Here is a 20,319-nt window from a genome sequence, read left to right as displayed (position 1 = left end):
TATTTTGCTAGGTTTTTTCCTCATGCAAAAATATCAATCATCGTTAGGTTTCTTTCCTATACTTTCGTATTCGAACTATATTTCTAGAAATCACGTCTCCCAAACCCCAAGGATATAAAATCCTTGGGGTTTTTTGATTTTTTCAGGAGAGGTGAAGAGAATGACAGATCAAGAATATATGAGGATTGCCCTGCAGTTAGCAGAAGGAACATCCGGACAAACAAGTCCAAATCCTATGGTTGGTGCTGTTGTTGCAAAAGACGGAAACATCGTCGGTATGGGAGCTCATTTACGTGCTGGTGAAGAACACGCAGAAGTTCATGCTCTTCATATGGCTGGTGAAAAAGCAAAAGGAGCTACCGTTTATGTAACACTTGAACCGTGTAGTCATTTTGGAAAAACACCACCTTGCTGTGAATTGCTCATCAAAAAGGGTGTCAAACGGGTTGTAATTGCTACGCTTGATTGCAACCCTCTCGTTTCTGGTAATGGAAAAAGGAGATTAGAAGAAGCTGGCATTGAAGTAACTACCGGTGTTCTTGAAGCAGAAGCCACCTTATTAAATCGTTTCTTTTTTCACTACATGAAAACGAAACGTCCATTTGTAACAATAAAAACAGCGATGAGCTTAGATGGAAAAACAGCAACTGTCACTGGTGAAAGTAAGTGGATCACAGGTGAAGAAGCACGAGCTGATGTTCACCAATACCGTCATACACATGATGCGATTCTCGTTGGAGTGAATACGGTTATAGCTGATAATCCGCATTTAACGACAAGAATTCCAAATGGTGGGAAACACCCTATTCGCGTTATTTTAGATACCCATTTACGAACGCCACCATCTTCTCATGTCATAACAGATGGTTTAGCACCAACATGGATTATTGTCGGTAAGGATGTAGATAAAGAAAAAATAGCTTCTTATGAATCTGAAAATATAGCTATATTCCAAATGAAAACGAAGGAAATTGAAATCGAGGACCTCCTTTTCGTTCTTGGAGAGAAGCAAATTCTTTCTCTATTCGTTGAAGGAGGCCAATCCATTCATGCAAGCTTCTTACAAACAAAGCATTTTAATGAAGTTATAACTTATATAAGCCCAAAATTAATTGGCGGGAAAGATGCCCCTACTTTATTTGGGGGAAATGGTTTCGCAACATTACAAGATGCACTTTCCTTAGAAATTCGAGAGATGAAACAAATTGGCGATGATATAAAAATCGTTGCGAATGCCCGAAGTGAGGTGACGGAATGTTTACAGGAATTGTAGAAGAATTAGGAACGATTGCAAACATGCAACAAAGCGGCGAAGCGATGAAGTTAACGATTCATGCCAATAAAATTTTATCAGATGTTCACTTAGGTGATAGTATCGCGGTTAACGGTATTTGCTTAACTGTAACGAATTTCACAACAAATTCATTCACATTGGATGCAATGCCTGAAACGATGCAATCAACATCACTTGGCATGCTTAAACCTCACTCTAAAGTAAATTTAGAACGAGCAATGGCTGCAAACGGACGATTCGGTGGACATTTCGTTTCGGGACATATTGATGGCATCGGAACGATATTAAACAAAAAACAACACTATAATGCCGTCTATTACAAAATAGCTATTTCTGATGAATTGCTGCGCTATTGTTTGCATAAAGGATCCGTTGCTGTTGATGGAACGAGTTTAACAATATTTGATATAGACGAATCTTCCATTACAATCTCACTCATTCCGCACACAGTAAGTGAATCTGTTATCGGAGAAAAGAATGCGGGAGACATCGTAAACATTGAGTGTGACATGATTGGTAAATATATCGAACGCTTTATTACTAAACCAGTAAAAAGAACAGGCTCAATGACCGAAAGCTTTTTACAAGAAAACGGATTTCTATAAGGGGGAAGCATTATGTTTCATCGTATTGAAGAAGCTCTAGAAGATTTAAAACAAGGAAAAGTTGTTATCGTATGTGATGATGAAAACCGTGAAAATGAAGGCGATTTTATCGCTTTAGCAGAGTATATTACGCCAGAAACGATTAACTTTATGATTACACATGGGCGTGGTCTCGTTTGTGTACCGATTACGGAAGGATACGCAGAACGTCTACAATTAGAACCAATGGTAGCTCATAATACAGATTCGCACCATACTGCATTTACAGTGAGCATTGATCATGTTTCTACAACAACAGGGATTAGCGCTCACGAACGTGCAACTACGATACAAGAATTGTTAAACCCTGCATCAAAAGGTGATGATTTCAATCGTCCTGGACATATCTTTCCATTAATCGCGAAAGAAGGCGGTGTCCTGCGCCGTGCTGGTCATACAGAAGCTGCTGTTGATTTAGCACAGCTTTGCGGAGCAGAACCAGCTGGAGTCATTTGCGAGATTATAAATGAAGACGGTACGATGGCACGCGTACCTGATTTACTACAGTGTGCAAAACAATTCGATATAAAAATGATCACAATAGAAGATTTAATTGCTTATCGCCGCCACCATGAAACACAAGTGACGAGAGAAGTGGAAATTACATTACCTACAGATTTCGGTACTTTCCATGCAGTTGGCTATTCTAACTCATTAGATACGAAAGAACATATCGCACTCGTAAAAGGTGATATTTCAACAGGAGAGCCTGTACTTGTACGCGTTCATTCAGAATGCTTAACAGGAGATGTATTTGGTTCATGCCGCTGTGATTGCGGACCACAACTCCATGCTGCACTTGCTCAAATTGAGCGTGAAGGAAAAGGAGTTCTTCTCTATATGAGACAAGAAGGACGAGGCATTGGCCTTCTTAATAAGCTTCGCGCTTATAAATTACAAGAAGAAGGATTCGATACTGTAGAAGCAAATGAAAAGCTTGGCTTCCCTGCTGATTTGCGTGATTACGGTATCGGTGCTCAAATATTAAAAGATTTAGGTTTACAACATTTACGATTATTAACGAATAATCCAAGAAAAATTGCTGGCTTACAAGGTTACGATTTAGAAGTAATTGAGCGTGTGCCATTGCAAATGCCCGCAAAAGAAGAGAATAAAACGTATTTACAAACGAAAGTAAACAAATTAGGACATTTACTAAACTTATAATTAAGGGAGAGATTTATTATGGTATTCGAAGGTCATTTAGTTGGTACAGGATTAAAAGTTGGGGTTGTTGTTGGACGTTTTAATGAATTTATTACAAGTAAGTTACTCGGCGGCGCTTTAGACGGATTAAAGCGTCACGGTGTAGAAGAAAATGATATTGATGTTGCGTGGGTTCCTGGCGCATTCGAAATTCCTTTAATCGCTAAAAAGATGGCTAATAGCGGAAAGTATGATGCTGTTATTACATTAGGGACAGTAATTCGAGGTGCTACAACACATTACGATTACGTTTGTAATGAAGTAGCAAAAGGTGTTGCATCTTTATCACTACAAACAGACATCCCGGTTATTTTCGGTGTATTGACGACAGAAACGATCGAGCAAGCGATTGAACGCGCGGGCACGAAAGCTGGTAATAAAGGCTATGAATCCGCCGTTGCTGCGATTGAAATGGCTCACTTATCAAAACAATGGGCATAAAAAAAGAGGCTGCGGCCTCTTTTTTTATTTCTTCACTTTTTTCCGTACATCTTTTATTAATTCATCCATTGTTTTTCCTTCTGTTTGTATACGAAGCGTCTGTGCTGTTCTCCATACATTCTCTCTTTTCTTCGCTTCTTCTATAATAGTAATTTCTTTTCGTACTTCCTTTAAATCTTTCCCTTCTGTTTTCAATCCAAAATGTTCAGCTTTCGTTCGAAAATGTTGTTCAATTCGTTGTTGCATCTCTTTTTGTTCAGGATTTTCGGCGGCCTTAACTGGATCAGCACTTATTGCTTTTAGTAAAATGAGACAAGTCATAATCGCTAATATATATTTGTGCATGTAAAATCCTCCAACCCAATATAAATTACATATTTACTATGTACAACTAGGGCTTGGAAAATTCGTCCACAAAAATTCATTTTCTCGCTGAAAAACCATTCATATCAAGTCATAATGGCTTTTTATTACATTTTATTTACAAAAAAAACAAACCTTTTTACAGGTTTGCTTTTCCATCTATCTTATAATGCACATTCCTCAATCTCGAATCCTAAATCTTCAATCATACCCCAGTCCGCAGTCGGCTCTTGCCCAGCTGTCGTTAAGTAATCACCGACAAAAATAGAATTTGCTGCGAATAAACCAAGCGGCTGTACAGAACGTAAATTAATTTCTCGACCACCTGAAATGCGAATTTCCTTTGTTGGGTTTACAAAACGCATCATCGCCAGCACTTTTAAACATTCTACTGGTGTTAACTCTTTTTGTCCTTCAAGCGGCGTACCCTTTACAGCAACAAGGAAATTACACGGAATAGAATCTGCGTCTATACGTTGTAATTCAAATGCAATTTCAGCACGCTCTTCAATTGTCTCTCCCATTCCAAAAATTGCACCAGAACATGGTGAAATACCAGCTTGTTTCGCTTTTTGAACTGTATCAACACGATCGTCATACGTATGAGTTGAACAAATGCTATCATAATTGTTTGCGTGCGTATTTAAGTTATGGTTATAACGATGTACGCCTGCTTCCGCTAAACGTCCTGCTTGATCTTCATTTAAGAAACCTAAACAACAACAAATCTTCAAATCTGTCGTGTCACGAATCTCTTTAACGGCTCCAATTACGTGATTTACTTCTTTATCTGTTGGACGACGACCAGATGCTACAATACAATATGTACCCGCTTTACGGCGAATCGCTTCATGCGCCCCTTCTACAATCTTTTCCTGCGTTAACCATGCATATTTATCAATCGGTGCTTCTGAAATAATAGACTGTGAACAATATCCACAATCTTCAGGACATAATCCAGATTTCGTATTAATAATCATATTTAACTTTATTTTTTTACCAAAGTGATGATGGCGGATGATGTAAGCTGCATTCATAATTTCCAAAACCTCTGTATCATCAGCCTCTAATATCGCTATTGCATCTTCTTTCGTAATCATTTTCTCTTCTACTACGTCATATGCAAGTTTTTTCCAATCCCTTTTTGTTTGTACTTGTTTCATTTCATCTCTTCCCCTCTTTTGTTATATGCACAAATAAAGCATGATACGTTGCCATTATCCCGTCATTTCCCGTGAAGTCTCTTTCGTATATGCGAAGCATTGCACGAAAGAGTGAGGGACTTTGGCAATATGATTCTTCATTACTATTAGTCGCTCCTACTTTTCGAATAGAATGCAGAAACTCCCTAACTTCTGTAAAACTCTCTATGTAACATGTTTCAGAAACATGCACATCTCCTGTTTCTATTTCACATATATGGCGTAACTGATTTTTCGAATAAAAACGTTGCCCAATCGATGTTTCGTTTTGTATATTTTTCTCTTCTTTCGCCCGCCGGAACGAAGCATGCAATTCTTGAAATGTTTCATGTCCAAATGTTGAAAAGAGTAATATCCCATCTATAGACAAATGATCAAATAAATTTCTTATCACTTGTTTTAAATCATTTAGCCATTGAAATGTGGCATTTGAAATAATGACATCATATGTTTCTTCTAGTCGTAATCGTTCAATATCCTCACAGTAAAACGTTACATTTTTCACATTTTGTCTAGTTTTCGCAATTGCAATCATATTTTCAGCAAAATCAACAGCTGTAATATGCGCTTTCGGAAATAAGTTTGATAATTGCTCTGTAACATATCCTGTCCCGCATCCAAGTTCTAAAATACGGATCGATGAATTTGCACTATATCGCCGATTCAATGTAGAAAGTAATGAATGCGCCATCTTTTTTTGTACATTTGCATATTGATCGTAGGATACAGCCGCCCCGTTAAACCGTTTTTGCAGTAACGTTTTGTTGATCATGTCGTATCCCCTCTACAAATTGAATGATTTCATTTGCGCAATATTCAAAATTCGTTACGCATAATGCATGCCCAGCCTCACTTACTACTTTTAACTTAGCATTCGTATTCTCTGTCATACTATGAGCTGCAGATAATGGACATATCACATCCTGTTCTCCATGAAGAAGTAACAGCGGGACTTTGACATCTGTTAATTCGTTTCTCATATCTGTTTCTATTAAATAATCTAAGCCTAATTGTAATGACTGAATCGAGTCTCCTTTAAAATTCAGCGCAATCTCTTCAAAACTCGTATTCTCTTTCAGTTCATCTTTTGTAAACATATTTTCATAGAAACGCTTGAGCGTATCTTCTTTCTTTCTCGCCACATTCTTTTTCAGCCGTTCTATATGCAAAGCATTCCATCCACTCGTATAGTCGCTCGTATTTGTAAATTTGGCAGTACCACCAATTAGTACTATACCTTTCGCCTTAACCTTTTTATAAGCTTCTACTGCTGCTAACGCTCCTAGTGACCATCCAACTAAAATTACATTTTCATCCTGCGCTACATCTATTATTCGCTCTGCAAATTCACTTTGTTCTTTCACATTACGCCAATTGATACATTGAACAGAATATCCTTTAAAATACGGCCGAACTAAAGTCCAAACACCTTCTTCCATTCCCCACCCAGGAATAAAAATAATCTTTAGCTCTTTCATACTAAAAACCCCTCTTCTTTACCAATGCGTATAATATGCTCAATAGCCCATTTCAAATCAGCTATTGTATGTTGAGACGTAACTGCAAAACGGACCCGTGAACTATTAACTGGAACCGTTGGTGGACGAATTGCAATTGCTGCAATACCTACCTCTTGCAACCTTTTACTAAACCGTAAAGCTGTTTCATTTGAACCGACTACAATCGGTACAATATGAGTTGAGCTATTCCCAATATCAAAACCAGCTTCTCGTAAATGGTTTCTGAAATATGCTCCATTCTCTATAAGTCTCTCTCTTCTTTCATTATCTTCTTTCACAATTTCAATCGCTTTTTGTACCGCTCCTAACGTTCCTGGTGGTAAAGCAGTAGTAAAAATAAAGCTTCTCATCATATTTTGTAAATACTCTATATAAATTGCATCACCTGTCAAATACGCACCATAACACCCTAAAGCCTTACTAAACGTCCCCATATGTATTTCAATTTTTTGAGCCAGTTCTTTTTCTATATGAGATAACCCAGCTCCGCCGATTCCATATATTCCACTTGCATGTGCTTCATCAACTACAATGATTGCCCCGTATTTCTCTTTTAGCTGCACTAAATCTTTCAAATAGGCAGTATCACCATCCATACTAAAAACAGTATCTGTTACGATTAATTTCCGCTTTTCAGGTGACGCTATTTTCAACAGCTTCTCTAAATGATCCAAATCATTATGACGATATCTTTTATGTTCTGCTCCGCTTAATATAATTCCATCAACGATACTTGCGTGATTTAATTTGTCACTAAAAACAATATCGTGGCGGCAGGCTAACGAAGAAATCACTCCAACATTTGCAGTATATCCACTATTTACAACTAAGGCTTTTTCAGTGCCTTTCCAATCGCATATACTTCTCTCAACCTCTTCATACAGCGAATAGTTTCCTACAACGAGCCTTGATGCTGTCGCCCCAGTTCCATATTTTTTTGTGCATGCGATAGCAGCTTCTTTTAACCTTTCATCTCCAGCTAACCCTAAATAATTATTTGACGCTAAATTTAGCATCCTTTTCTCATCTCGAATAAGCCATGTCTCTTCTGCTTGTTCTGTTACACGCAAATTGCGATACTGCCCTTGCTCATGTAATTGTTGTAATTTAGTTTGAAGATGTGTGCGCCACGGTTGATTCATTTCGGATGAACTCCTCTAATTTTGAAATCATTATATATTCCTTTGCAGATTCCAAGACTTCTTCTTTTGTAAACTCACCTTCAAAGAATGGTAATAAGCCTAAAACCGGTACCCCGCTCAGCTCTTCAATCATTACTTTATTTTCTTGTACCCTTTCCATTTCGCATTCTTTGCAGCCAGATAAAATGACACCTGCTACTGTTAAGCCATGTGCCTTTGCATAAGCAATCGTTAAAACTGTATGATTTACTGTTCCTAATGTAGGACGTGCTACTACAATAAGAGGAAGGTGTAATTTTTTTGCAAAATCAATTACTAAAGCGTCTTCTGTATATGGAACAGCTAGTCCACCTGCACCTTCTACAAGTAGGCTATTAAACTCTTTTAGTAGTTCATTATAGTGATCCGTAATTTCTTTTAACGTTACTGTCCTTCCAGCTCTTTTCATAGCAAGTCTCGGAGCAAGCGGTTCTTCAACAGAATAAGGACAAATTTCTTCTTCTCTTGTCGGTACACCCGATAATATTTTTAGCCTTGCTGCATCTCCCTCTGGATTTGACGCAACATGCCCGCTTTGCATCGGTTTATATACTCCTACGTTATATCCTAATTCTCTAAATACACCTGCTAACGCACCTGCAACTACAGTTTTTCCAACTTCAGTATCTGTTGCTGTTATAAAGAAACCACCCATTATTCTCCCTCCGTAACATCCGAGATTGCTTTATATAAAATTCGTAACATCTCATCAATTTCGGCAATTGTAGATGCCAGAGGAGGCATAAATACAATGGTGTTACCAAGTGGACGTAAAATCATGCCTAACTCTCTTGAGCGTTTACATACTTGAACACCGACTCTTTCTGTCCATTCATATGATTCTTTCTTTTCTTTATTTTTCACAAGTTCAATACCAATCATTAATCCGCACTGACGAATATCCCCCACATGTTTATATTCATAAAGTGCCGCTAATTGCTCAGACACATATTCCGTTTTATATGCAACATCTTCTATTAAATTTGTTTTTTCATATAGTTCTAAATTTGCAATTGCTACGGCACACCCTAGCGGATTACCTGTGTAACTATGCCCATGGAAAAACGTTTTTTGTTCTTCATAATCTCCTAAGAAAGCATTATATATTTGGTCTGTCGTTACTGTAACTGCAATTGGTAAATATCCACCTGTTAAACCTTTCCCAGCCGTTAAAATGTCCGGTGTCACATTTTCATGTTCACATGCAAACATTTTCCCTGTACGCCCAAATCCAGTCGCTACCTCATCTGTAATAAATAATACATTGTATTTTGTACATAAATCGCGCAGTCCTTTTAAGTATCCTTTTGGCATTGTAATCATCCCGCCAGCACCTTGCATTAGCGGTTCCACAATGATGGCAGCTATTTCTTCATGCTTTTCTTTTAACAATTCTTCCATTTCTTCTAAATGTTTCTTCACAATTTCTTCCTTATCATCTCCATAAGGAGAACGATATGTATACGGATATGGCATTTTAATCGCATCAAATAAAAGTGAACTATACACTTGGTGAAACAAGTCAATTGCTCCTACTGAAACCGCTCCAATTGTATCGCCGTGATACGCTTCTTTTAATGTGACAAATCTTTGTTTTCTCGGTTTCCCCTTGTGCTGCCAATATTGAAAAGCCATCTTAATTGCAATTTCAACAGCTGTTGAACCAGAATCTGAATAGAATACTTTCTTCAAACCTTCTGGTACAACATCAATTATTTTTTCTGCTAATAAAATAGATGGAACATTAGCAAGCCCTAACATTGTAGAATGTGCAATTTTATTTAATTGTTCACGAATTGCCTCATCTAGTTCCGGTACTTGATGCCCATGAACATTTAACCAAATAGACGAAACACCGTCCCAGTATTCATTTCCATTTACATCGTATAGCTTTCTTCCCTCTCCACGTTCAATAATGACAGGATCTTCTTCTAAATAATCTTTCATTTGTGTAAACGGATGCCATACGTAAGCTTTATTTTTCTTCGATAACTCTTCATATGTATAAGATGATTTTTCAGTCGTATTACTATTAACAGTCACAATTGCCACCCCTAATGTTAACTGGTTTATAAATATAGTTAACATTAAAATTAAATGACTGTCAATTATTTTTAAATCAAATAGTTCTTAAAAAAGAACAACTTATCATACGATAAGTTGTTCTACTTTCCATGTTGTATCTTTCCAATTTCTAAAATAATCTCTTCATCTTTTTTTCCTTCTGTATCAATTCCAAGTTGCTTCGCATGCTCAATTAATAAATCATGGCGCTGCTCAAATCTTGCTGTATTTACTTCTTTCGTAATCTCTTCTTTTGTTTTTCCTTCAGTAGAAACTCCTAGTTTCGTAGCTGCTTTTTCCATCGACTTCTTCTCTTCAGTTTCTTTCACTTTCTTCACTTCTGACTGCTGTATTTGCTTTTGTTTCAACTGCTCTGACTCAGCTGCAAAAGCTGTGTAAATTCCAGCACTTCCGCCAACGACTAGTAAGGTGGTAAAAAGAATTATTTTTTTCTTCACTCTTTCCTCCCCTTTCAAATTCATTATAACGCACGTTTTCACAGTATTAAAACCTTTCTCCTATATTTTCCTAAAAAATTATTGAACATTTTTATTGACATGTAAGACGAATATATGATAAAAATTTAACTAACATCATATGAATCGGCGTTGATAGGATTTAGTAGTATTTCGATTTCTGATTTCAGAGAGCTGGTGGTCGGTGCGAACCAGTACAGAGCGAATTATGAATTACCCCCTGGAGCTTCTTTTACGAAACGTAAGGAGTAGTGAAAGACGGTTATAGACCGTTATGTCTAAAGAGTGGTGAAACGACACTGTTTCACAATTTAGGGTGGTACCGCGAATTTTTCGTCCCTGCATATATTGCAGGGGCGTTTTTATTTTATTAACTCATATCATACGATCCTTTATTTTGTGATACATTCATTTCACAAGCTAGGGTGGTACCGCGATTTCTTCGTCCCTGCATAATTATATGCAGGGACGTTTTTTTATCCAATCATTTCCGCATCATATTGAGATATGGACAATTACCGGTAATTTGTCACAAAATTCTAAATTTTAGAAGGAAATAAACAATATTGGCGAATTTTATATAAAAAAGAGCTATTTTAGATTACTTAGGAGGGGAAAACAATGGTTTCAAAAATTGAATCTGTTCTTTTAACAATTTTTATCTTTTTCTGCATTGGCTTTAGTGTTATCAAATTAGAAGTTTCACCACACATCCCGATTTTATTTGGCATCGTTCTTTTATTAGCATTTGGATTTATAAAAAAAGTCTCTTGGTCTACTATGGAAAAAGGAATGATAAGTAGTATTTCCGCTGGTATTCCATCTATATTTATTTTCTTACTTGTAGGCGTATTAATTAGTGTTTGGATCGCCGCTGGAACAATTCCAACTTTAATGGTATACGGTTTCCAGCTTGTATCTCCAAAGATTTTCGTTCCAACTGTTTTTGTTGTTTGTGCAATTGTTGGAACAAGTATCGGTAGTGCCTTTACAACTGCGGCAACAGTAGGACTTGCCTTTATGGGAATGGGCAGTGCCCTTGGATACGATCCAGCTCTTATTGCTGGTGCAATTATTTCTGGTGCATTCTTTGGAGATAAAATGTCTCCTTTATCTGATACAACAAACTTAGCTCCTGCGGTAACGGGTGTAGATTTATTTGAGCATATTCGTAACATGCTTTGGACAACAGTTCCAGCTTTCATTATTTCTTTTGTCGCATTTTTCATTTTAGGAAGCGGTACTGGTGGAGACGTTGACTTCACAAACTTTATTAGTACATTAGAGAAAAACGCAACGATTTCTATCGTTACACTGATTCCAATTTTATTACTGTTCCTATTCGCATTTAAAAAGGTTCCGGCAGTTCCAACATTACTTGCTGGAATTGTAGTAGGAATCATTATTCTCTTTATTTTTAACCCTAGTACTTCTTTAGCTGATTTAATGAAAATTATGCAAGACGGTTACGTTTCTAAAACTGGTATAAAAGATATTGATAGCTTATTATCTCGCGGTGGCCTGCAAAGTATGATGATGTCAATTGCTCTTATTTTCCTAGCTCTTTGTATGGGAGGATTATTACAAGGAATGGGTATTATAGCGCAGCTAATGAATATTATCTCTAGCTTCGTAAAAAATAGTACACGCTTAATTATTTCTACAGCTTCAACTGCAATTGGTGTAAACTTCTTACTTGGTGAACAGTACTTATCCATCGTTTTAACAGGACAAGCATTCGCTAACAAATACGATGAAGTCGGTTTAGAACGTCGTAATTTATCACGCGTATTAGAAGATGCGGGTACAGTTATTAACCCACTCGTACCATGGGGTGTAAGTGGCGTATTCTTAACAAACGTCCTTAGCGTTCCGACATTCGATTACCTTCCATACGCAATCTTCTGTTTAGCTTGCCCAGTCTTAACGATCATCGTTGGATTTACTGGATTTGGCCTTTCATGGAAGAAAGAAAAAGCAGTACCAGTTTCATAATATAATAAAAAGGATTACCTCAATCGGTAATCCTTTTTATATTCCTCTACTATCTATTTGCTTTCTTTCTTCTAAATAACAGAAGGAATCCCGCTCCAACAAACGCCAAGCCTGCTCCAATTGTAGAAACGACGCTTGTACCTGTTTTCGGTAAATCACGCTCTTCTTTATTTTCACTTACAGTTGTTTCTTTTGTATTTTGATTGTCCGTCGTAGTTTGTTCATTTGCTGCGTTATTTCCATTATTACCTTCATCCGTTGGTGGTGTCGTTGGATTTTCTCCGTTATTACCTTCACCTGTTGGTGGCGTCGTTGGATTTTCTCCGTTATTACCTTCACCTGTTGGTGGTGTCGTTGGATTTTCTCCGTTATTGCCTTCACCTGTTGGTGGTGGCGTCGGATTCTCTCCACCAGTTTCCTTATCCTCGTCCTTCTTCGTTATATCAATTGCATATTTAGCAAATTCATTTTCAGATGGTCCAACATATGATATTTTCCCATCTTTCTTTATATACTTTTGTGCATTTGGTGAAGAATCGAATGTTGTATTTAATTTATCTGCAACAATCGGTTTAAACGTCCAATTTTTATCTGCTGCCGGATCAATAACTGGTGTTTCTTGCATATACTTCACAATGATTTGACGTGTTTCATCTTGTGATTGGTATACAACTTCCCCTTTACTTACACCTGGGAACGTTTGGCTACTTCCACGATAGTTATTTGTAGCGACGATGAACTCTTGATTGTCAGCTACTGGCTTACCTTCATATGTCATATTTATAATACGATTCGCATTTGCATTTACAACTTTTCCATCTTTATCGTATTTCGCCGGTTGTGTTACATCAATTTCGTATTTTAAGCCATCTAAAATATCGAAGTTATATGTAGGATAGCCTATATTTACTAATGGCTGTTCTTCTGTTTTCTTTGGATCGATTTGATTAAACTGACCTGCAGACATTTCAAGCCATTCTTTCACTTGTGCCCCATTTACTTTTACAGCATATAACGTATTTGGATATACATATAAATCTGCAACGTTTTTAATTGCTAACGTTCCAGCTGGAATATCTGTATAATATGTAGCACCGTTTCGGCCACCTGCTTTAAATGGTGCGCCGGCAGATAAAACTGGAATTCCTTTATATTTGCTATATTGTCCATTTTCAGCAAATAACTTTTCTACATACCATTTTTGTGCATTTGTCACAAGTTGTACAGAAGGATCATCTTGTACTAATGAGAAATAACTATTAATTGGTGCTGTCGTTTTTCCTACAGCTGTATTCACATAATCAATTGTCGCTTGATGATCATCTTTAATTTCATTAACTAATTTTTGATCAGATTGTACTAATGGGTTTCCTTTACTATCAGCAATCGGACGAAGTTGCGGCTTCGATTGCTCTTTTTGTACTTCCCATTTTCCGTTTACCTTTTTCAATTGCATATCAATAATACCTAAGTTACTTCCAAAGACACCAGGCATTACAACTGGAACACCATTAAATACATCCTTCACTTCAGTATGTGAATGTCCCATTAATACTGCATCTACACCCGGAACTTCTGTTAAATAATACGATGCGTTTTCCATGCCAACGTTGTATCCACTCTTATCAACACCGGAATGCGCTAGTGCAACGATAACATCTGCACCTTCTGCTTTCATTTTTGGTACCATTTTCTTCGCTGTTTCAACTATATCTTTTGCTTTAACTTTTCCTTCTAAATTTGCTTTATCCCAGTTCATAACTTGAGGTGGAACAAATCCCATTACGCCAATTTTCACTTTTTGTTTTTGCCCTGATTCATCTTCTACTTCTTTTTCAAAAACATGATATGGTTTAAAGTAATTTTGGTCGTTCTCTTCATTATTATCTTTATCATCTTTATAGACGTTCGAGTTAATAACTGGGAACTCTGTTTTACTAATTACTTTGTTTAAATAGTCTAAACCGTAGTTAAATTCATGATTTCCAAGAGAGATGACGTCATACTTCATTAAATTCATTAAACGATATAATGGATGTGTATAGCTAGGATCCACAGGCTTCTTCGGATCATTTATTTTATTCGCTACATAATCTCCAAGCGGTGTCCCTTGTAATGCATCCCCATCATCAAATAGGACAGAGTTTTTCGCTTCTTCACGTGCTTTATTAACAAGTGTTGCAGTTTGTACGAGACCTACTTTATTATCTGTTTTCGTTTGATAATAATCGTAATTCATTAAGTTAACGTGAATATCTGATGTTTCTAGAATTCGTAAATTAACCGTACTCTCCCCATTGTTCTCATCCGCATGAGCTGTTATTGGCAATACTTGCGGCGCTATTACGCCAATAGCAAGAGTTGCTCCAGCTAGCATTTTTTTTGACTTTTTCACAAAAAATCCCCCTTATACAATTACCCAATATAATGAAATAAACCTCTATCTATCTCTAACCTCATATCTTTTTTCTTCTAGTAGAGATTCGATTTTTATTTCATTCCGCTTTAACGGGTAGTCCCCACAAAAGCTCGATAACTAAAGACTAACTATTAACGGGAAATAGACTTCCCACTAAGCGTAGTTTTACCTTATCTGACATTATCATATATAATGTCCTTTCATATCGTCAATATTTTTTGACATACTTCTACAAATTTTCTGTAAAGTTATTGTAAACTTTTCATAGATATATAATATGCCCTTACATTGTTAATACTGCTGAATATGATACAATTACCAATTACAAGGAGGATGAATTTATGAAAAAAGTCATCTTAACAATTGTTTGTCTCCTCCTTCTAATCATTTCTTATTCTTATTTTGAGAAGAACGATGAGACAAAACAAAATGAAGCCGAAGAGAAAACAACAAAAACATCCGCTCCAAGTTGGATTGACAAGCAAACAAACGATTCCTTTTATCACCTCGTATTAGGTGATTCACTCGCTAAAGGTTATGGATCAACACAAGGTGGATTTGCTGAATTAGCCTCTAGACAAATAGAAGCACAAATTCATAAACCAATTACAGTAGAAAACCTTGGCATAAACGGTCTTACAACAGATCGTCTCGTTAAAAAAGTGCAATCAGAAGATGTAAAACAAAAGATTAGAGCTGCAAATATTATTACAATTAGTATTGGAGGAAATAATTTATTCCGTTTAAATCGTGATGTTGGTGTTATAGATGGTATTAAAATGTTAAATAAAGAAAAAGCTCATTTTGAGGCAGATGTAAAAGATATTGTAAAGACAGTTCGAGATCAAAATCCAGATGCTTTACTCATTCTCTCTGAACTCTATAACCCGTTACAACTCGATGATTCCATCGCAAGTTATGCAGATATGTTTTTAGATGGCTGGAATGACTCCGTTTATTCCATTTCAAAAGCAAATCAACCATCTATCGTTTTACCAATTCGTAAATTAATATCGAATGATAAAAAAGAGTTACTATTTGACCAAGTACATCCTAATGATACTGGCTATACGATTATTGCCAATTCATTTACAAAAAAAGTGTTAGCTTACAAATATTAAAGTTTCCATAAAACAATTCTATTTTTATAACATGTCTTTTTTGTTACAATGATATTGGAAGGGGGCCTTTATATGGAATCACGCGAGTGGGAACGTATTGTTGATCATCTTCTTTCGCTAGTGCCTCTTTTTTATCGCAAATTTATGCTTCCTGGAGAATTTTCTTCTCAAAGACATATGCCGCCATCACATACACAAGTATTACTGCTTCTGCATGAAAATGAAACATTAGCAGTTTCTGAAATCGGCAAGCGGCTAGCGATTTCACGGCCTAACATGACACCTCTATTAAACAAATTGATTCAAGAAGAACTAATAGAGCGTCATTATAGCGAAAAAGATCGACGGGTCATTTTAATTTCCCTAACAGGTGAAGGGAAATTGTTAGTAAATCAGTATCAGCAATTCATTTTAGACAAACTAAAAGAAAATTTCCAAACATTATCTGAGGAAGAGCGTGAGAAGCTCATTCATTCTCTTCAAACCATTCAAAATTTAATTTTGAAAACAAACGCATAAAGCTGCTTCTAAATAGAAGCAGCTTTATGATTCGTAATAATTACCATAGTATACATTTGAATACGGCCATGTTGTTAAATATGGTTTTTGGTCCTGCGTAGGCTGTTGTTGTGGTATTTGTGATAATTGCTGCAATTGTTGTTGTCGATACCATTCGTATTGTCTACTCATATCATATACAGGATAATAATTTACATATGGATATACTTGAGGTACGTAATAATACATTCATGCTTCCCTCCTTTTTCTTAAACATATTCAAAGGAGAAAATGGATGTGACACCCTTTATATTTGCACAAGTGGTTCTCGCACTCGTTTCTTTCTTTTCTTCAAACGTAACTTCCGGTTCTTCTCATATAAATAATGCACAACGAAATATGAAATAGTACCAAACACCACTCCTAAAATCGTCATTCCAATTAATACATACACTTCACTCTGCAATAAACTCTTTAATACCGTAAAAATATGGCTCGAAAACAAATCTGATATTGTAAATGGTTTATGGTGTAATTTCTGCAGCGGAAACGGATAAATCATTTTCCCTAATGCATAAGCAAGCGGAAATAAAAATACTGGGAGAAACGATATCTTTCCAATAATATTACCAATGACTGCCGCTGGAAAAGACCCTTTCGCTAACCTGACGATTGGATAAAATATTAAATATACGAGCGATGCCGTATAAATTACTAACATTTCTAAACCAAAGCCTATAGCAAACCCTAATGATACTTTCTTTGCTCCTTCTGGCGACCGAAGCAACTTATAATATTGATACTTTAATATTCTCCACATTCGATGAAAAAACGAATATGTTTTCTTAGTTGTTTTCAAATTCATCATCTCTTTAACTATATTTTTATACCTAGTATGTCCTTACATCATATGAAAAATAAAATTAGTTTTCTCTTTTTATTATAAATGATATAGAAATAATTAACTAAATATACATCCGACATTTCAACATAAAAAAACCTCCCTTTTAGGAAGGCTCCTCTACATTTTTAAATAAACTCACTAATAACGCTTTTTGAGCATGCAATCGATTACCCGCTTGTTCAAAGACGATAGACTTCGGTCCATCTATAATTTCTCCTGTTACTTCCTCTTCACGGTGAGCAGGTAAACAGTGTAAGAAACGATACGTTTGTTTCGCATGCATAACAAGTTCTTTATTAACTTGATACGGTTGAAATAACGTATATTTCTCTTTTTCTCCCTCTTGCCCCATACTCATCCAAACGTCCGTATAAATGAAATCTGCTTCACGTACCGCTAATTCAGGATTATGCAAAATTTCAATTTCAGCCCCTGTTTCACCTGCAATCGCTAATGCTTTTTTTACAATTCCCTCATTCGGTTCGTACCCTACAGGCGTTGCCACAGTCATATTCATTCCGACTTTTGCGCTCGCTAATAACAATGAATGACATACATTATTCCCATCACCTACGTAAGCCAATTTAATTCCTTTAAATGTATTCACTTCTTCATAAATCGTCATTAAATCCGCCAACGCCTGACAAGGATGATGATCATCCGTTAATCCGTTAATAACAGGAATGCTTGATTCTTTTGCCAGCTCTTCTACATCTGCATGTGAGAATGTACGTATCATAATCCCATCAATATAATGTGATAATACTTTTGCTGTGTCTGAAACAGTCTCCCCTCTTCCAATTTGCATTTCTTTCCCACTTAAAAACATTCCATGTCCCCCGAGCTGTACCATTCCTGCTTCAAAAGAAACGCGAGTACGAGTGGAATGCTTATCAAAAATAAGCCCTAATATTTTACCTTGTAATAAAGGCTCCTGCTTATTCTTTTTTAAATATATAGCAAACTCAATTAATGAAATGATTTCTTCTTGCGTCAATTCTTCTAATGTTAAAAGATCTTTCGTATTTAATTTCGGTACTTGTACAGTTGACATGGAACTTCCCCCTTATATGATTGATACGTTTTTTGTACAAACTACTTTTTTTATCATATATACTGCCTGTTCTAGCTCTTCATTCGTTACAATGAGTGGTGGTAATAGTCTTATAACATTAGGACCCGCTTGTAATACGAGCAGTCCTTCTTTTTCTAATTGTTCTATAAAACTCGCAACTTCTTGCTTACATTCGATTCCAATCATAAGGCCCTTACCACGAATATTTTTAATACATTCAGCACTGCACAGTTCTTCTTTCAATTTCGCTAATACGTACGCGCCTTTTTCTTGCACGTCTTTTAAAAACGTCGCTTCTTTGCTTAACTGTAATACTTCTTTCGCCGCAGCCATTGCAATATAATTCCCGCCGAAAGTTGAACCGTGTGATCCAGCAGCAAAGGAAGTTCCCAGTTCTTTCTGACCAATCATCGCTCCAACAGGAATACCATTTCCTAGTGCCTTTGCAATAGTAACGATATCAGGCTGTATTCCCATTTGCTCATAAGCAAATAACGTTCCTGTTCTTCCTATCCCCGTCTGTACTTCATCAATAATAAAAAGAGCATTGTACCTATTGCACAGTTTTTCAATTTCTTTCAAAAAGGATGGGTCAGCAAGTATTACCCCACCCTCTCCTTGAACAACCTCTACCATTACCGCCGCAACCTCTTCATTCATTGCTTCCTCTAACGCCTGTAAATCGTTAAAAGGGATATGTAAAAAAGACGGAAGCAATGGACCAAATCCTTTTTTCACTTTATCTTGTCCTGTTGCACTCATCGTTCCAAATGTTCTACCATGAAAAGACTGCTCACATGTTACGACGAGAGATTTTCCAGTATGCTTACGTGCTAACTTTAAAGCTGCTTCATTTGCCTCTGCCCCGCTATTACAAAAGAACACGTAGTCTAATGCTGTATTTTCTGTTAATAACGATGCAACCTCTTCTTGTAAGGAATTCGTAAATAAGTTAGATATATGCCATATGTCTCCAAGTTGTTTTTTTACTGCCTTTACAACAATAGGATGACAATGCCCTAAATTACACACTCCAATACCCGATGTAAAATCTAAATATTGCTTACCATTTTTATCAATGACTTTCGTTCCATTTCCTTTTACAAACTCAATATTTCGTCTTCCATACGTTTGAAAAAGATGACTTGTCATACAATACTCACGCCTTTCGTTACCGTCGTTCCAATACACTCTCCTGTAACTTTAGTAAAATCCTTTGTACCATTTACGATACTAACCTTCTGTACTCCCATTTTTAATGATGTAAGTGCTGCCTGTACTTTCGGAATCATCCCACCTGTAATGATTCCTTTTTCTATAAAAGTAACAATTTCAGATTCATCCGCTTTCTTTATCAAATTCCCTTCGTGTAATATCCCATCTACATCTGTAATAAAAATGAGTTCTTTTGCGGATAGTGCGACCGCAATCCCAGCTGCAGCGCTATCCGCATTTATGTTATAAATCTCATTATCATGTATCCCGACCGGAGCAATAACAGGAATGTAATTCATATTTATTAATCCTTTTAGTAAGGCCGTTTCAACATAACTTACTTCTCCTACATATCCTATCTCTTCGCTGATAGGTTGAACTTGAAGTAAATTACCATCACACCCTGAAAGCCCTACCGCAAGTAAATTATGCTTTTGTAAACTCATTACAAACTTTTTATTTGTACTTCCGCATAGCACCATTTGAACAACATCCATAACTTCTTTTGGCGTTACCCGTAATCCATCTCTTTTTTCTACTTTGATGTTACAATCTTTTAATTTAGCATCAATTTCTGGGCCACCACCATGAACAATCACTACCTTATACTTCTGTTGCAATTTCTTTATACAATCAAAAAACACATCATTTAATCGATCCAACATGCTACCGCCGCATTTCACTACAATATAATCACTCAT

General features: G+C 36.5%; 21 protein-coding genes and 1 other annotated feature. Of the genes, 7 read left to right on the top strand and 14 right to left on the bottom strand.

The window, feature by feature from the left end:
* Positions 1 to 160 precede the first annotated feature (160 nt).
* From ribD to ribH, 4 genes are read left to right on the top strand one after another with little or no spacing between them, the layout of a single operon-like run.
* Positions 161 to 1,273, top strand: coding sequence for a bifunctional diaminohydroxyphosphoribosylaminopyrimidine deaminase/5-amino-6-(5-phosphoribosylamino)uracil reductase RibD (gene ribD / locus DN410_RS16510; protein ID WP_149177295.1), 1,113 nt, complete (start codon positions 161 to 163; stop codon positions 1,271 to 1,273).
* Complete coding sequence (gene ribE, locus DN410_RS16505; protein WP_149177294.1) at positions 1,255 to 1,899, top strand: riboflavin synthase subunit alpha; 645 nt, start codon at positions 1,255 to 1,257, stop codon at positions 1,897 to 1,899. The genes ribD and ribE overlap by 19 nt, the downstream gene beginning before the upstream one ends.
* Positions 1,900 to 1,911: 12 nt before the next feature.
* Positions 1,912 to 3,105 (top strand): bifunctional 3,4-dihydroxy-2-butanone 4-phosphate synthase/GTP cyclohydrolase II, encoded by a 1,194-nt coding sequence (gene ribBA, locus DN410_RS16500; protein ID WP_149177293.1) that lies wholly within the window; start codon positions 1,912 to 1,914, stop codon positions 3,103 to 3,105.
* Between the two features lie 18 nt (positions 3,106 to 3,123).
* The gene (ribH, locus tag DN410_RS16495; RefSeq protein ID WP_000230892.1) at positions 3,124 to 3,585 is read left to right on the top strand and encodes a 6,7-dimethyl-8-ribityllumazine synthase; all 462 of its coding nucleotides are present in this window, start codon (positions 3,124 to 3,126) and stop codon (positions 3,583 to 3,585) included.
* Between the two features lie 24 nt (positions 3,586 to 3,609).
* Here the strand turns inward: ribH and DN410_RS16490 are convergent, their stop codons facing one another.
* The 8 genes from DN410_RS16490 to DN410_RS16455 form a co-directional block, all read right to left on the bottom strand.
* Positions 3,610 to 3,930, bottom strand: a complete 321-nt coding sequence (locus DN410_RS16490; protein WP_000549778.1) for a hypothetical protein — start codon at positions 3,928 to 3,930, stop codon at positions 3,610 to 3,612.
* 182 nt (positions 3,931 to 4,112) lie between these two features.
* On the bottom strand, positions 4,113 to 5,111 hold the full coding sequence (gene bioB, locus DN410_RS16485; protein ID WP_000815850.1) for a biotin synthase: 999 nt from the start codon (positions 5,109 to 5,111) through the stop codon (positions 4,113 to 4,115).
* A 1-nt stretch (position 5,112) separates the two neighbouring features.
* The gene (bioC, locus tag DN410_RS16480; RefSeq protein WP_149177292.1) at positions 5,113 to 5,922 is read right to left on the bottom strand and encodes a malonyl-ACP O-methyltransferase BioC; all 810 of its coding nucleotides are present in this window, start codon (positions 5,920 to 5,922) and stop codon (positions 5,113 to 5,115) included.
* Complete coding sequence (locus DN410_RS16475) at positions 5,888 to 6,628, bottom strand: alpha/beta fold hydrolase (protein WP_149177291.1); 741 nt, start codon at positions 6,626 to 6,628, stop codon at positions 5,888 to 5,890. Before DN410_RS16475 ends, bioC begins: the two co-directional genes overlap by 35 nt.
* Positions 6,625 to 7,812 carry an 8-amino-7-oxononanoate synthase gene (bioF, locus tag DN410_RS16470; RefSeq protein ID WP_149177290.1) on the bottom strand — a complete coding sequence of 396 codons (1,188 nt, stop codon included), beginning with the start codon at positions 7,810 to 7,812 and terminating at the stop codon, positions 6,625 to 6,627. Before bioF ends, DN410_RS16475 begins: the two co-directional genes overlap by 4 nt.
* Positions 7,778 to 8,506, bottom strand: coding sequence for a dethiobiotin synthase (gene bioD, locus DN410_RS16465; protein ID WP_149177289.1), 729 nt, complete (start codon positions 8,504 to 8,506; stop codon positions 7,778 to 7,780). The genes bioF and bioD overlap by 35 nt, the downstream gene beginning before the upstream one ends.
* Positions 8,506 to 9,939, bottom strand: a complete 1,434-nt coding sequence (gene bioA, locus DN410_RS16460; protein WP_149177288.1) for an adenosylmethionine--8-amino-7-oxononanoate transaminase — start codon at positions 9,937 to 9,939, stop codon at positions 8,506 to 8,508. The genes bioD and bioA overlap by 1 nt, the downstream gene beginning before the upstream one ends.
* Before the next feature lie 77 nt (positions 9,940 to 10,016).
* Positions 10,017 to 10,373, bottom strand: a complete 357-nt coding sequence (locus tag DN410_RS16455) for a hypothetical protein (RefSeq protein WP_071713078.1) — start codon at positions 10,371 to 10,373, stop codon at positions 10,017 to 10,019.
* 141 nt (positions 10,374 to 10,514) lie between these two features.
* Positions 10,515 to 10,735: a binding site (T-box leader), on the top strand.
* 277 nt (positions 10,736 to 11,012) lie between these two features.
* Between DN410_RS16455 and nhaC the strand changes: the two genes are divergently transcribed.
* A complete protein-coding gene (gene nhaC, locus DN410_RS16450; protein WP_149177287.1) occupies positions 11,013 to 12,386 on the top strand; it encodes a Na+/H+ antiporter NhaC in 1,374 nt (457 codons plus the stop codon).
* A 49-nt stretch (positions 12,387 to 12,435) separates the two neighbouring features.
* Here nhaC and cpdB read toward each other — a convergent pair whose 3' ends face one another.
* Positions 12,436 to 14,781, bottom strand: a complete 2,346-nt coding sequence (gene cpdB, locus DN410_RS16445; protein ID WP_149177286.1) for a bifunctional 2',3'-cyclic-nucleotide 2'-phosphodiesterase/3'-nucleotidase — start codon at positions 14,779 to 14,781, stop codon at positions 12,436 to 12,438.
* A 365-nt stretch (positions 14,782 to 15,146) separates the two neighbouring features.
* Here cpdB and DN410_RS16440 point away from each other — a divergent pair, with 365 nt between their 5' ends.
* Both DN410_RS16440 and DN410_RS16435 read left to right on the top strand, forming a co-directional pair.
* Positions 15,147 to 15,926 (top strand): GDSL-type esterase/lipase family protein, encoded by a 780-nt coding sequence (locus DN410_RS16440; RefSeq protein WP_149177285.1) that lies wholly within the window; start codon positions 15,147 to 15,149, stop codon positions 15,924 to 15,926.
* A gap of 72 nt (positions 15,927 to 15,998) precedes the next feature.
* Entirely contained in the window at positions 15,999 to 16,445 is a 447-nt protein-coding gene (locus DN410_RS16435; protein WP_000445815.1) for a MarR family winged helix-turn-helix transcriptional regulator, read from the top strand.
* Positions 16,446 to 16,469: 24 nt separating this feature from the next.
* Here DN410_RS16435 and DN410_RS16430 read toward each other — a convergent pair whose 3' ends face one another.
* The 5 genes from DN410_RS16430 to argB all read right to left on the bottom strand — a co-directional run bounded on the left by DN410_RS16430 (position 16,470) and on the right by argB (position 20,319).
* Positions 16,470 to 16,673, bottom strand: coding sequence for a hypothetical protein (locus DN410_RS16430; RefSeq protein WP_149177284.1), 204 nt, complete (start codon positions 16,671 to 16,673; stop codon positions 16,470 to 16,472).
* Positions 16,674 to 16,731: 58 nt separating this feature from the next.
* The gene (locus DN410_RS16425; protein ID WP_149177283.1) at positions 16,732 to 17,292 is read right to left on the bottom strand and encodes a DUF2062 domain-containing protein; all 561 of its coding nucleotides are present in this window, start codon (positions 17,290 to 17,292) and stop codon (positions 16,732 to 16,734) included.
* A gap of 139 nt (positions 17,293 to 17,431) precedes the next feature.
* Positions 17,432 to 18,382 carry an ornithine carbamoyltransferase gene (argF, locus tag DN410_RS16420; RefSeq protein ID WP_149177282.1) on the bottom strand — a complete coding sequence of 317 codons (951 nt, stop codon included), beginning with the start codon at positions 18,380 to 18,382 and terminating at the stop codon, positions 17,432 to 17,434.
* A gap of 12 nt (positions 18,383 to 18,394) precedes the next feature.
* Complete coding sequence (locus DN410_RS16415; RefSeq protein ID WP_149177281.1) at positions 18,395 to 19,555, bottom strand: acetylornithine transaminase; 1,161 nt, start codon at positions 19,553 to 19,555, stop codon at positions 18,395 to 18,397.
* Positions 19,552 to 20,319 carry an acetylglutamate kinase gene (gene argB, locus DN410_RS16410; RefSeq protein ID WP_149177280.1) on the bottom strand — a complete coding sequence of 256 codons (768 nt, stop codon included), beginning with the start codon at positions 20,317 to 20,319 and terminating at the stop codon, positions 19,552 to 19,554. The genes DN410_RS16415 and argB overlap by 4 nt, the downstream gene beginning before the upstream one ends.

Origin of the sequence: Bacillus sp. SH5-2 (assembly GCF_008368905.1) — a bacterium.
Classification (GTDB): Bacteria; Bacillota; Bacilli; order Bacillales; family Bacillaceae_G; genus Bacillus_A; species Bacillus_A luti.
The sequence above is the reverse complement of the archived record's forward strand: the minus strand, read 5'-3'. Positions and strand labels throughout refer to the sequence as shown.

Excerpts from the sequence above, each read along its gene's own strand:
- ribD (WP_149177295.1), top strand. The coding sequence starts at position 161 with ATGACAGATCAAGAATATATGAGGATTGCCCTGCAGTTAGCAGAAGGA.
- ribE (WP_149177294.1), top strand. The coding sequence starts at position 1,255 with ATGTTTACAGGAATTGTAGAAGAATTAGGAACGATTGCAAACATGCAA.
- ribBA (WP_149177293.1), top strand. The coding sequence starts at position 1,912 with ATGTTTCATCGTATTGAAGAAGCTCTAGAAGATTTAAAACAAGGAAAA.
- ribH (WP_000230892.1), top strand. The coding sequence starts at position 3,124 with ATGGTATTCGAAGGTCATTTAGTTGGTACAGGATTAAAAGTTGGGGTT.
- DN410_RS16490 (WP_000549778.1), bottom strand. The coding sequence starts at position 3,930 with ATGCACAAATATATATTAGCGATTATGACTTGTCTCATTTTACTAAAA.
- bioB (WP_000815850.1), bottom strand. The coding sequence starts at position 5,111 with ATGAAACAAGTACAAACAAAAAGGGATTGGAAAAAACTTGCATATGAC.
- bioC (WP_149177292.1), bottom strand. The coding sequence starts at position 5,922 with ATGATCAACAAAACGTTACTGCAAAAACGGTTTAACGGGGCGGCTGTA.
- DN410_RS16475 (WP_149177291.1), bottom strand. The coding sequence starts at position 6,628 with ATGAAAGAGCTAAAGATTATTTTTATTCCTGGGTGGGGAATGGAAGAA.
- bioF (WP_149177290.1), bottom strand. The coding sequence starts at position 7,812 with ATGAATCAACCGTGGCGCACACATCTTCAAACTAAATTACAACAATTA.
- bioD (WP_149177289.1), bottom strand. The coding sequence starts at position 8,506 with ATGGGTGGTTTCTTTATAACAGCAACAGATACTGAAGTTGGAAAAACT.
- bioA (WP_149177288.1), bottom strand. The coding sequence starts at position 9,939 with ATGTTAACTATATTTATAAACCAGTTAACATTAGGGGTGGCAATTGTG.
- nhaC (WP_149177287.1), top strand. The coding sequence starts at position 11,013 with ATGGTTTCAAAAATTGAATCTGTTCTTTTAACAATTTTTATCTTTTTC.
- DN410_RS16440 (WP_149177285.1), top strand. The coding sequence starts at position 15,147 with ATGAAAAAAGTCATCTTAACAATTGTTTGTCTCCTCCTTCTAATCATT.
- DN410_RS16435 (WP_000445815.1), top strand. The coding sequence starts at position 15,999 with ATGGAATCACGCGAGTGGGAACGTATTGTTGATCATCTTCTTTCGCTA.
- DN410_RS16430 (WP_149177284.1), bottom strand. The coding sequence starts at position 16,673 with ATGTATTATTACGTACCTCAAGTATATCCATATGTAAATTATTATCCT.
- DN410_RS16425 (WP_149177283.1), bottom strand. The coding sequence starts at position 17,292 with ATGATGAATTTGAAAACAACTAAGAAAACATATTCGTTTTTTCATCGA.
- argF (WP_149177282.1), bottom strand. The coding sequence starts at position 18,382 with ATGTCAACTGTACAAGTACCGAAATTAAATACGAAAGATCTTTTAACA.
- DN410_RS16415 (WP_149177281.1), bottom strand. The coding sequence starts at position 19,555 with ATGACAAGTCATCTTTTTCAAACGTATGGAAGACGAAATATTGAGTTT.
- argB (WP_149177280.1), bottom strand. The coding sequence starts at position 20,319 with ATGAGTGATTATATTGTAGTGAAATGCGGCGGTAGCATGTTGGATCGA.